The organism is Shewanella atlantica (assembly GCF_003966265.1).
Classification (GTDB): Bacteria; Pseudomonadota; Gammaproteobacteria; order Enterobacterales; family Shewanellaceae; genus Shewanella; species Shewanella atlantica.
In genome coordinates this window covers 135,528-147,620 of record NZ_RXNV01000007.1, presented here as the reverse complement: position 1 = coordinate 147,620, position 12,093 = coordinate 135,528, and the positions used below count along the sequence as shown (strand labels likewise).

Below are 12,093 nucleotides of genomic sequence, written 5' to 3'. Positions count from 1 at the left end.
AAGAAAGTCGTAGAGAATGGAGTGCATTTTATAGGAGGTATCCCAATGAAGCTTACTCCGGAGTCTGACCCTTGGGGGATTTGAAATCGATAACATCGCCTTGATTAACTATCCGGGTTTTGTCGGAAACAGAAACTCTATTCTTACCGGCTAATCTGGCCTGTGACAGAGCATTAGAGGTTTCATTGATAAAATCATCCGGGTTACAACTTTGAGTAGGGATCACTGTCATCACCCCCAAGCTGATGGTGAGATACTCTGAGACAGGCGACACTTCATCGGGAATGTATAACTTCTCGATATTGACGCGACATTTTTCAGCTAAAATGGCCGGCTCTTCAGTGTTTGGCAACAAGATGACAAAGGTTTCGGCACTATATCTGGCCACCAGATCAGAGTTACGACTCCTTGTACGCAAGAGCTCCCCGGCCACATCTTTGAGAGATTGTTCGCCCGCTAGATGGCCATAATGCTCACTGTACAACTTGAAATCATCTAGCTCGATCATAATCAGCGACAAGGCACTACCATCTCGAATAGCCCTCAGCCACTCGGTCTCAAATTGAGCATCAAATTGCCGGCGATTCGTCACCTTAGTCAGTCCATCGATAAGGGAGCTCTCTTCCAAGGCCCGCGTAACTTTCTGCAGTGCCTTAGAACGCTCAATCACCTCAGCCTCGATAACAATAGACTGCTTAACGACCAGAAAAATATACATACCGGCGACGAGTACGAACAAAATACTGAAACTCCCTGTCATCAAGGGCAGCAAGCTTCTTCGCTCGGCGATATAGCCTAACGTTGGGCTAGCGACCAGTGTCCACTGTCGGCCGCCAAACCGCTTCAGGGGCTTACTATAGCTGAACGCAGCAGGGGTCTTATCCTGACGCTGAATGTCAGAATAGTTGTCATAGAGTTGAGCCGCCTCGATACCCGTATTATCGATTAATTTCAGCTTGATACCCTGCACTCTGGGATGCCTGATAGCGGTTTCAAACATTTCACCAATTCGATATACACCAAGCACGAATCCTAAGAGCTTTTCACGACGCTTACTCATGGTTGCCGGTTCACCGTCATAGATCGGCATAAACATAAGAAACCCAACTTGAGTAGAGGTTTCCTGAACTAACCTAATACTTTCAGTCGCTAAAGGAAGATCTAAATCTCTGGATTTATTGATTATCTTTAATCGCTTTTCATCAGAAGCGAGATCGAATCCCAGGGCCACCATATTCCCCTTAATTGGCTCAGCATAGTAAACAGGAAAATATACGGCACGTTCAGAAGCCCGGACCATACGTCCCTGTGACTCTCGCTCGGTAAATTCAAAATCCGGATACTCAAGCCTGCGGGCTTGCTCATAGGTATCTCTGTTTTCCTTCATTACTCTGGGCACCCACTCCAATGCCTGAATATCATGATGGCGAATCAGGAACTCTGCAGCCAGCTTTTTAAACTCGTGCGCGGTCACGTTTTCAGAGCTATCAAACAAGCCTTTAAGTGCATACAACACCTCTGACTTCAGCAATAGCTCACGCTCGAAAGCCGATACTTTATTATCGACGTCTCTTCTGAAATCAGCCTCTATCGCTTGAGTCTCTTTCTGATAAAAACTGTAACCAATCAAGCCGGAAAGCAGAATGCCAATCAATACAGAGAATAAGATGATGTAACGCACCCGGGGGTTAGATATGGGCATAATTATGTCACTGTAACCTTTGGGTAACGCAGACAATCTTCATGACGGTGACCTCTAATACACTCTTCCACGTTTAATGTTGTCCAAAAAGCGATAACAATCTAAAAATCCGTTATCCATAATAGTTACCAGCCCTCTACAGCAGATTAAAATCTATCGACTCCGAGTCGAAACGACGGGAAAACTCTCTTCATTGAGCTTAGTTCTAAAAAGGGGGAAATCAAATGATAATCGTTTGAGTCTACCCCATGCCAGCGTGAGGTTTCGCCGGTATTTGTCTCCATAAACATGTAATACCGATTAGCTTCAATCATCTACCAGAGTGAGGCTGATTTTAGTCTGAGCCAGTGAGGCAGAAATAGCCTAATAACGAGTCTGATGAGATTCCTGTTTATACAAAATATAACGGACGTTACGAAGAGCTTTTATCAAATAAAAATTGAAAATTTCGGCTTATTATCGGTATTGTTTATATAAAGCTCAGGAATAAAATGATGATTTCTGCCCTACCCGATGGAGATTGTAAATGAGCGAACTGAGCTACCTGACCCAAAAACGTTATATCACCAAGGCATTCAATCCGACCAAAAAGATCGCTGCAGACAAGACTGCAGATATTTAGACGCTGCAGCAATACAGCCCCTCATCTACCAATTCCCAGCCCAGGCATTTTGTTCTGGCATCATCTGAAGAGGGTAAGGCCAAGATTGCTGAATCGACGGTGAACTTTGGCTTTATACCCAAAAGCTACTCAATGCATCATATCTGTTGGTTCTGTGTACAAAGGTGCTGATGGATGATCAACACCTGTCTACAGTTCTGGAGCAGGAGGAGAAAGATGGTCGATTCAGCAATGAGGAGGCGAAACAGGGACAGCACAATGGTCGCTCATTTTTTGCAAACATGCACAGATATGAGCTAAAAGACACTCAATAATGGATGGAAAAGCAGGTGTATCTGGCTCTGGGCAACCTACTGCCGGGTGCCAATGTCATCGACGTGGATGCTTGTCCTATCGAAGGCTTCGATGCAGGCATACTTAACCAGGTATTGGGGTTAAGAGAACAAGGTTATTGCGCTTCGGTCATCGTCGCTCTGGGCTACAAGGCAGAGGATGATTTTAATGCCGAACTGCCTAAGTCCAGGCTGCCACAGGAGCAACTCTTCACCGAAATATAATACCAATCAGTATAAGAAAGTTATCAACTCAGAGTTATTTTTGGCTGCATAATTCAAAGCGAACGAGTGAGGGAATAGAGATCCATTTTGAACTCATTCAACACAGAAGTAGGCAGCCAAAAACACTCCTGAAAGGCGAGTTTTAGCACTTGCGATACGGCGTTAACGAGCTTAAACGTAGAATAACTATGTTCCTCACTCGTTGCGAGCAACATGGATGTTGCAAATGTCATTTATGCAGGAGCAATTAATGACCTTGCCTCACAAGCGCTAAACTCTCGCTGAGTGACCACACCTTTATACCGATTGGTATAATACCAGTCGGTATAAAGATCCCCCAATGCCCCTATATTCGTTATCCATAGGGGCAATCACTCAGCCCACTTGTAATCCTCATTCTCTGTGTCATAGTCTGTTTAATGTCATAAGAGCGGTAGCCAGTAGAGGATGGATTCGGAGTATGTTACTAGGCAAAAATTCAACGGCACTCCCCGCGCTATCTGATTCTAAATCAGTAGCCGATATCTCTGTTATCAAAGGGGATAACCCGCTTATCTGGCCACTACTCAGCCTACTACAGACCTCCAATAAGAGCTGGAAAGTGCACCATCTGGCCGCCGAGCTACAGAATAAAGGCTTAATGCAAGATCTCGATGAGGACCAACAAAAGGCCCTCTTCAAACGTAATTTCCTGTTGATGAACGCCCTGTTTGAGCTCCAGGCTATGCTTCTGCCACAGCACTGGCTCCAAGTAAAAGCTATGGAGATACAAATATTCCGAATCATCCCCAGCAACTTAGATTCCAGTCTCAGGGAGGATGATGCACTGAGAGAGTATTACCTTAACTGGATTAACTACGATACTTGTCCCGATATCATACAAGAGATGCTCGAATCCTTCTGGAATCGTTATGAAGATTATATCGGCACCAACCCTAACTTAATGCATAAGAGTCAGGCTTTGGCCGTATTCGAACTGGATGTGAATGCCACGGATAAAGAGGTGCGTCGCCAATGGCGTAAACTGGCATTGAAGTGGCATCCGGATCGCCCCGATGGCGATGCGGCTCAATTCCGTAAAGTGTGTGAAGCCTGGCAAGCTTTAAGAGAGAAATATTAAAATCTGCCTCAAATCCCAACCTAAGTCACACTAGTAGGCCTGTTTCCTGTTCCAAATTCAGTCATAATTAAGCTTAAGCTTCTATGCTAAATTTAGCTGAATTTTTCAGGCACCTTTGCAGGCTCATGTGATATTTGATCGAGCCGCGGGTCACTTTTGAGGACAAAAGATTGATTAAACATATTGCACTAGCATTAACATTAGCCGTTGCACCATTGAGCAGCTTTGCCGCACAATTTGTAGAAGGTAAGCATTTTACTCAAGTTTCTGATAAAGCACCGAGTGCCCAGCCTAAGCTTACTGAGTTTTACTCTTTTTATTGCCATAACTGCTTCAACATGGAAACCCAGTATCTTGGCGATATCAAAGCTAACTTAAATAAAAACGTGAAGTTCGATAGCAAGCACGTTGACTTTATGAATAGCGAAATTGGTACCGAAGTCATGCGTTCATTGGCCGTCATTCAGGAGCTGGATGCGGGTGATAAGATGACTCACGCTATGTTCGCCGCCATTCAGGGCGATGAAGGCGCAAATGGTCATAGCCATGATCACGACCATAGTGCCCATGAGAAACCAGAACTGAACAATCGTGATGACATCAAGAAGGTCTTTGCCGACAATGGTTTTGATATCAGTAAATATGATGCTATCGCCGACAGTAAAGCCGTGAGCGACAAAATTGACTTGTGGCGCGTCCAGCAAAGAGAGTTTCGTATTCAAAGTGTTCCGGCATTTATCGTCAACGATAAATACGCCGTTAATATGGGACAGATCCGTACTCTGGGCGAACTTATCGACCTGATCAACTATTTAGCCGTCGAGCATAAGTAATAGATTCGTTTCTGTTCTCAACATTCAATTAAGGCTCCCGAGGGAGCCTTTTTTTATGGGCGATTTCAGCCTTCATAGATGCTTACTCAACACCTCACGCCACTTTTCGAGTAACACCGGCCAACGCGCAGCCACTATCTTCCTTGCTTGACGGCTTAATGCCAATGACGCATTCGTCTCTTGGGTGCCTTCGAGTTGCTCGTCGGCGCGATCAATCAGCTTATCGACCGCTTCAGCAATCTTTTCAGGGCTGAGATCGGTAAGCCTCAACAAGTCCCCGTTTCCATTAAGCTCCAATGATTCAATCTCCTCAAGCTGCTCATTGATCCCATCGACACCACTGGTGATAATGGTTTTGCCTGCGGTTAAAGACTCCTGGCAAGTCAGACCAAAAGGTTCCCAGCGAGAGGGGATCACCACGGCATCACATCCGGACAAGAATTGGGACACATCGTGGATCTCACCGACAAAGCGTACATGGGGCAAACTCGCCCATTTGGCCTCCAGCCCCTCTAACTCCTCTCCCCCGCCAGCTAACCTGAGTTCAACCTTTTCAGGTGAAAGTTGAGTCATAGCTTCGAGCAGGAGATCAAACCCTTTCTGAGGATCGAAGCGTCCATAGGCTCCGAGCACGACAGGCCTACCGACGGGCTTAGCCGGCAGCATTAAAAACGGGGTTACATCCTTTGCCTGCCCCATCACAATGAGCTTGTCTTGACTCGTCAGTTTTTCCTTTTTCATCCAATAGGCTTGTGCATCCGACACAGCCAGTACACGAGTCATTAATCGGTAACTGAGCTTCAGCATCAGCAAGAAGCGCCAGGGCTCATTGACTCTATGCTTAACAAAGCATTCGCTGTAGTGATGCTCTTGATAGAGGAGTGGCGTTCCAATATTGGCTAAACGAAGTAGACAGAGGCCGGGTAGCTTTCGCCAGGAAGCCGCGGCGTGCAGGCAAATAATATCTGCCTTATAACGACGGGGGAAACAGGAGTGTAAGTTGAGGGAGCAAATTTTAAAATCAAACGTCTGCTTTAAGCTTGAGTCAGACAGACTCTCGAGCGCCAACTTGACGCCCCCCAACTTACAGTCATCAATAAGGTGGATCACTTGCGGTCGCAAAGGCACCTCACAGATACTAGGTACTAAAGGAAATACAGCCTAATTAATGGCTTACCCACAGAGTGTAGATCAATCTCGAATAAAATCTAATAGATGTAAACCCGCTAAGACAATATGCAGCACGATGAAACCAATAAAGCTCTTAGCTAACAGAATATGGTAGCCGCGCCATAAAAGTGCATCCGGAGTTCCCTGCAGGACATACCAGACCACGCCAGTAACACCTACGCCAACGAACACCAACATACCCAAACCTTCGATCCAGCTAAAGAGTCCACTGCCACCGGCAATAGGGATCTTTCCTTTGAATAATCCAATGATGTCTTTCTTTATTTGCGAGAAGTCGCCCTTAAGCCAGGGAAAGTACTGACGCCATTTCCCCTTCAGGCAATTAGAGAGCAGAAAGGTGACAGAGATGATGGCCGTTACGAGTCCCAGATAAACATGGGCCAAATCCCAGAAGGAGGCACTCGCTCTCAAGCTGCGACCGATTAATATCCAACCACTGGTTGCGATGAGATAAGCCGATAAGATGATAATGAATAGATGCTGTAGCTCATTAAGTTTAGAGAATAACTTTGTAATTGCAGATGCTGGCTTAGACATATGATGCCTCATGAATGAGCGAAAAAAATGTGATGAATCTGATACCCGCGCAGCTCTCTTTTTTAAACCGCCCCTTTCAAAGGGCCGTTCATGCCCTTGTTGGCCACTTGCTTAAAGTGCGTGAAACTCTTGAGCGTATGTTTCAAGCTTATCCCAGTCGGTATACTCAATCTTAGTGTTGGCATCGGTAGGACCTTTGGTGATCCACATGATGAAACGAATAATATTTCGATCCATTGCACCGTAACCTTGATAATCTAAATTACCGGCAACGACTTTCAGCAAAGTAGGACGCCAATCTGTTTTATCGAGAAATGCCTTAGTATATGGGTTGGTCTCGACTGTGTTCTTTGCAGGCTTACGCGCCACCAGATTAACCGAAAAGAAGCTGGTTACTTTCTGGTCTAAAATAGCACGGTTGTTAGAGATAAACTGATACACGGATGGGCTGTGCTTCCCGTTACGGATACTTGCACCTAAGATTATCTTGTCGAATACCGCCAAATCGGGTACGTCATCGATACTCGATGCCGTGACAGTATTTCCAACAGTCTCAAGTTGTTGCTTTAAATATTCACAGATCTTACGCGTCTGACCATGCACACTTGAGTAGATAATTAAGATGTTGCTCACCAGCACCTCTCAAAATTTGATAAAAATGACAACTACAATAATAAGATAAATGCCATTTTATTTACATGAAACAGATCACGGCGGTCATTTGCAAAACCCGGGTAAATTTTACCTGTATCACAAATCCTAATTTCCATTTACCAAAACGAGTAAGCTTACCGGCATTGAAAGATAAACGACCACCTCAATTACAGGTGGCCGTTTCATCTATTCAGAAGTTAATACTTAACTTTCTAGAGTGACATCAGAAAAGATACCACCTGCTCCCGCTCGGACTTGTTCAGTGCCATAAAATCATCACGACTCTGCTCGCTCTCACCGCCATGCCATAAAATAGCCTCTTCCAGAGTGGCTGCGCGACCATCATGGAGGAAGCCCGCCTGAGGGTTAACGGTTTGTGTCAGGCCTATTCCCCAAAGAGAGCGAGTACGCCATTCATTGCCATTAGCCAGAAAGTCCGGACGCCCATCGGCCAACTCATCACCCATATCATGGAGTAACATGTCAGTGAATGGATAGATAGTCTGCCCCTTGAGCGCCTCAGCCATAGGTAAACCACCAATTTTTCCTGCAGACTTAGTCACGAAGCTCGCCTTGTGACAACCGGTACAGTTGAGCTGCTCGAACAATAGCGCGCCCTCACGCACGTCAGGGCTTGAAATGTTGCGCCTCGCGGGCACGGCAAGGGTTTCGGCATAGAAGACCACAGAATCACTGAACTCTGCGCTTGCCTCTGGTGCCCCGTTCTCGTCTTCACCCGTATCGGTGAAACCAGTTCTGGTCAGGTAACTGTCATGTAGCGCTGTACCGACGATACTCTCATCGGGAAACAGTGGGTTAGTAATGCCGATATCACCACGCAGGGCGCCTAAAGATTGTACCCGTACGCTGGGCGTGTTGGCTTTCCAGCCAAAACGGCCTAAAGAGACAGGGTTAGGATCGCCGGCCTGAGCCTTGACCGCATCGAACACAAAGTTTGCCCGACCGGAGATCTTGTCTCCATCGGCATCATCAATATCTACCAGGGCTAAGATATCGGCCTCGGGGATAGCTTCGAGTAAGCCTAATCCGAATACCGGCAAGCCATTTCGCCATCCCATCAAGACGTCATCCTGTAATAACTCAGATGTTACGTTGGCACTGTTTAGAGTTTCGCCCGGAGCATCGTAGGGGTTTTCGACGTCAAACAGCGGCCTTTTCAAGGTGACGCTAGTTCCGTCAGGATAGGTCATCTGCTTAGTCTCATAGGAGAGGTACACATCGGCCTGACCACCAAAAAGGTTATCTTCCCAATCCGGTCTGGCCTTCAGCACGCCACGGTGAAACAGTTGCCCGCCAAAATTGGGCACCCCGATAGGCGCACAATAGTCATTTGCCTCCGTCCCCTGAGTACATGGCTCTGCCGCGGCCTTACTAATACGCAGGAAGAGTCCGGCCTCAGAGCCCAGCTTAATACGATCTTTTCCGGTGGGAACGATAGGGGTTGAGTTTCTCCCGTCACGCTGGTGACATGAATTACAGTCGGCATTATTAAATACCGGGCCTAAACCATCGAGATCCGGATGCTCACTGTTCGGCGCGGTGGTAAATGCCGTCTCGAAGCCGAGATCTCCCTCTAAATGCAGCTCCAGATTTTCATCTGACAGGTTGGGAGCCGGCGTCGAGAAGCCGTGTCCCGACTCCGAGGCATCGAATGTTGTTGTTTCACCGCCACTGGCGCTGATATCAGTAAATGCCGGGTAGATCTTTTCATCCGGCTTAGGCTCTGGTGCATCATCACCTGAACCACCACAGGCGCTCAACCCTATACATAGCGCAAATGCTAAACCCGGGTATCTGTGTGTCATCATCATTTTATCTCACACTGTTTGAACTATTCCGCCAGGCTAATCTCTATCCTGAGTTTGCCGCAGATGGAAAATAGAGTTCAATAAACAGGAAAGGAGGCCGCTTTGGTGCCTCCTTTAATTTATCTGCAAAGTCAGCTCATAAATCGGGAGTTACACTTTCCAATCGTTAAGCAATGGCAATATGTCGGACTCTAAGCTGGCTTGCAGCTTGGAGAGGGCGTCGATTGCAGTTTGAACCCTTACGCGGCCCTCAACATCCAATATCGCCTGACGGAAAGGCATGTTGTTTGTACCTGAGATGGCCTGAATTTTGATGATGGCATCATCTATCTCGCTGCCAACACGAGCGGCTAATGTGGCATCGGCGGCTTTAACGAAATCAATAATCCCTTGCTTATCGCTCGCCCCCGTTAACTCTCCCTGATAAACGTTACGAACGCCTACGATGTTATCGCTGAAGTCGGTTAACGAGTTCCAGGAATATTGAGACTCCACCTTAGATGTATCCGCAGTCTCTAACGATACGCCGAATGGGTCGGCAATCTTACCGTTACCCACTTCATCGACGATACCTATCATGCCGTTCACTAACTCTTGAATAACACCGACCTGTGAGCTGTAAAAAGTGTTGCCATCGCTACCCGGTTTTTTAACCAGCTCGCCATATGCCTTGCCACTTTGTCCATCATGACTTACCTGCCATGCATCATCGAGTACCTTAGTGTAGTCGCGGAACACTTCCGCTAAGCCCATCAGATATTCACTCTCGGCAGTAGTTAAATCGGCAATCGCTTTCTCGTTGTCAGCAACACCGTCACCAAACAAGAGATACTCCATGGTGTGGAATCCCTGAACATCGTCGTTCCAGCCTTTGATTGTCTCGGCATCGAAACCGGCATTATTGGCTAAGACGGTCTTCAAATCTGTGGTATTCAACGGCCAGCTATCTAAGTGTGGATCGATGCCTAACGAGTCAACCGGGCCGAAGATATGAGATTCACCTTGCTCCCAAGGTTGGCGGGCCGCTTTCCACGCCTCTTGAGCGGCGAGCAAATTCGCTTGTGTCGGCGTGTTGACCAATGTCTGTGTGGCTAATAACAGCGCCTCACCTTTCATCGCCAGGGCGGCATAACCACTGACTATCACGTCATCGGTCAGATTTGTGATCATCTCAGTCGCCGCAAATTCAAACTTAGACTCATCGATCGGTGGAGTCGTATCATCGCTGCCGGAACCACCGCAAGCAGCCAATGTAGAGATGAGCACAATTGCAATTGCCGAATATTTTAAAGGTTTCATGTAAAGCTCCATTTTTACTTAATGTTGTACTTCATGTTTGATGTGCGCTGTGATTGCGTCGATCACAGCGAGAACTGGTAACCGACACCCAGTGCGAAGAAGTTAGTATCTGGTATTGATGACACGGCTACCTGCTGGCGACCTACCTCGGCCTTGAGCACAATCTCCGGAATTGGGAAATAGTTAACCCCTACACTGGTCCAGGTATTTTCATATCGCTTAGTCGCAGTCCCGGTCTCGACTTCGGCCAACGGATTGGAGTAGTCAATGTTGGCAAAGATCGTGATTGGTACCGGCGTGAATTGACCTAAATCGACCCCGGCTTCGACGAAGAAGGCTTCCGACTTAGAGCCTAATTGCGCAAAGTTACCGGGCTTTAAGCCTGGAGTGGTTTTATTGGATTGGGTAATGGCATCGGCATCGCTCAGAGTGCCATTGAGGTATTGGCCACGTAAGATCCAGGGACCTTGAACAAATGCACCAGAGACGGCAAGGATACTCACGGTACCATCGCCCTGAACCTTGTTACTCTTATGACGGTTGCCAGTGGTATTGCCGTAATAATACGCGACACCGACAGCGGAGCCTTTCTTAAAGTTTCCGTAATCGAGACGCAACGCATAGGCCAGATCATCGGCATTAACATGCTCGAAGCGCTTTTGGTGGCCTGATGCAACCCAGTCATAGGTTCTGAAGTACTCGGAGTTGAGCCCGCTGACTACCTGTGCCTGGTAGTGGAAATTCGCCACCTCACCAAATACGCCGACACCGGTTTCATTCCATACGGCGGGCAACATGGCCGCTTCACTGCGATGACGCAGTACAGTCAGATACTGATCGGGTTTGTGTAGAATACTCGACAGACCGATCGGCAGGTGGATATTACCGAATTTAACCCCGAAGGCATCGCTGGGACGGTATCTCAATTGAGCCTTCTCAATCATGACCTCGCCACCAGCCTCGACCTCAGACTCAAACTCACCAAACTCATCGAAACCGTCATATTCCAGGGCGGTACCTGTACCACCATGCTCATATTCGATCTCCACTTCCATGTCCCACTCGTCGGTAAACTGGTAGCCGAATTCAGTCACAATACGCTCAAGATCGAAACGGCCACGGCGCTCCGGCGAAGTATCTTGCACATTTTCAAAATACTCGTCGCTGGTGTAGTTCATGCTGCCGTATGACTTGAACTTAAACTTACTGAACTTACTCTCGGCAAGCTCCTGTTTGGCCGCTGTGACAACTTGGGCCTGCTTCTCCTGCTCTTGCCGCTGAACTTTTTGCTGCGCGGCAAGTTCCGCCAGATCCCGCTTGAGCTTGTTAAGCTCGGCTTCCTGCTTCGCGATCGCCTGTTCGAGTTGAGCAGGTTCTGCTGCCAACACCTGTGTACTGCTAAAGGCAGTGATGCTCAACCCTGTGATAGATAGCGCCAACAAACTTAACTTAAATTTCATATTCTTATCCGCCCTGAATTAACAGTTCCCCCTGAATTTGCGAACAAAATAATTCAAATACGAATCATTTGCATTAAAATTTACAATAAGAATTACAATTTGGTTACTTTTTTTGCAGCCAAACAGACAAAAAGCTGTTAGGAGATGCGTACAGATAACAGTCAAAGAGAAGCTTTTAAAAGGGATAGTTGTAAGCGGTAAGTTTTAAGTGATAAGTCAGAGCAAAGAGGTTTTCTGTGTAGAAACGGCTTTAGCCGCGAAGGTCTTAATAGAGATAGTTATAAGCTGT

At 47.0% G+C, this 12,093-nt stretch carries 9 protein-coding genes and 1 pseudogene; 3 read left to right on the top strand and 7 right to left on the bottom strand.

Annotation, left to right across the window (positions count from 1 at the left end; all coding sequences use genetic code 11):
• Positions 1-52 precede the first annotated feature (52 nt).
• Entirely contained in the window at positions 53-1,702 is a 1,650-nt protein-coding gene (locus EKG39_RS15565; protein WP_126506769.1) for a CHASE domain-containing protein, read from the bottom strand.
• Positions 1,703-2,228: 526 nt separating this feature from the next.
• On the opposite strand from EKG39_RS15565, the pseudogene nfsB reads away from it, so the two are divergent.
• The 3 genes and pseudogenes from nfsB to EKG39_RS15545 all read left to right on the top strand — a co-directional run bounded on the left by nfsB (position 2,229) and on the right by EKG39_RS15545 (position 4,834).
• A pseudogene (nfsB, locus tag EKG39_RS23850) lies at positions 2,229-2,881 on the top strand (oxygen-insensitive NAD(P)H nitroreductase).
• Between the two features lie 460 nt (positions 2,882-3,341).
• Complete coding sequence (locus EKG39_RS15550; RefSeq protein WP_126506767.1) at positions 3,342-4,001, top strand: DNA-J related domain-containing protein; 660 nt, start codon at positions 3,342-3,344, stop codon at positions 3,999-4,001.
• Between the two features lie 170 nt (positions 4,002-4,171).
• Positions 4,172-4,834, top strand: coding sequence for a thiol:disulfide interchange protein DsbA/DsbL (locus tag EKG39_RS15545; protein WP_126506765.1), 663 nt, complete (start codon positions 4,172-4,174; stop codon positions 4,832-4,834).
• Positions 4,835-4,906: 72 nt separating this feature from the next.
• Here the strand turns inward: EKG39_RS15545 and EKG39_RS15540 are convergent, their stop codons facing one another.
• From EKG39_RS15540 to EKG39_RS15515, 6 genes are all read right to left on the bottom strand, one after another.
• Complete coding sequence (locus EKG39_RS15540; protein ID WP_148103058.1) at positions 4,907-5,956, bottom strand: glycosyltransferase family 4 protein; 1,050 nt, start codon at positions 5,954-5,956, stop codon at positions 4,907-4,909.
• 69 nt (positions 5,957-6,025) lie between these two features.
• Complete coding sequence (locus EKG39_RS15535; RefSeq protein ID WP_126506761.1) at positions 6,026-6,562, bottom strand: cytochrome b/b6 domain-containing protein; 537 nt, start codon at positions 6,560-6,562, stop codon at positions 6,026-6,028.
• A 111-nt stretch (positions 6,563-6,673) separates the two neighbouring features.
• Positions 6,674-7,195 (bottom strand): menaquinone-dependent protoporphyrinogen IX dehydrogenase, encoded by a 522-nt coding sequence (gene hemG, locus EKG39_RS15530; RefSeq protein ID WP_126506759.1) that lies wholly within the window; start codon positions 7,193-7,195, stop codon positions 6,674-6,676.
• A 233-nt stretch (positions 7,196-7,428) separates the two neighbouring features.
• Entirely contained in the window at positions 7,429-9,048 is a 1,620-nt protein-coding gene (locus tag EKG39_RS15525; protein ID WP_425470183.1) for a di-heme oxidoredictase family protein, read from the bottom strand.
• A 147-nt stretch (positions 9,049-9,195) separates the two neighbouring features.
• Complete coding sequence (locus EKG39_RS15520; RefSeq protein ID WP_126506757.1) at positions 9,196-10,344, bottom strand: imelysin family protein; 1,149 nt, start codon at positions 10,342-10,344, stop codon at positions 9,196-9,198.
• Between the two features lie 62 nt (positions 10,345-10,406).
• Positions 10,407-11,804, bottom strand: a complete 1,398-nt coding sequence (locus tag EKG39_RS15515; protein WP_126506755.1) for a porin family protein — start codon at positions 11,802-11,804, stop codon at positions 10,407-10,409.
• Positions 11,805-12,093: the final 289 nt, after the last annotated feature.

Excerpts from the sequence above, each read along its gene's own strand:
- EKG39_RS15550 (WP_126506767.1), top strand. The coding sequence starts at position 3,342 with ATGTTACTAGGCAAAAATTCAACGGCACTCCCCGCGCTATCTGATTCT.
- EKG39_RS15535 (WP_126506761.1), bottom strand. The coding sequence starts at position 6,562 with ATGTCTAAGCCAGCATCTGCAATTACAAAGTTATTCTCTAAACTTAAT.
- EKG39_RS15520 (WP_126506757.1), bottom strand. The coding sequence starts at position 10,344 with ATGAAACCTTTAAAATATTCGGCAATTGCAATTGTGCTCATCTCTACA.
- EKG39_RS15565 (WP_126506769.1), bottom strand. The coding sequence starts at position 1,702 with ATGCCCATATCTAACCCCCGGGTGCGTTACATCATCTTATTCTCTGTA.
- EKG39_RS15525 (WP_425470183.1), bottom strand. The coding sequence starts at position 9,048 with ATGATGATGACACACAGATACCCGGGTTTAGCATTTGCGCTATGTATA.
- EKG39_RS15515 (WP_126506755.1), bottom strand. The coding sequence starts at position 11,804 with ATGAAATTTAAGTTAAGTTTGTTGGCGCTATCTATCACAGGGTTGAGC.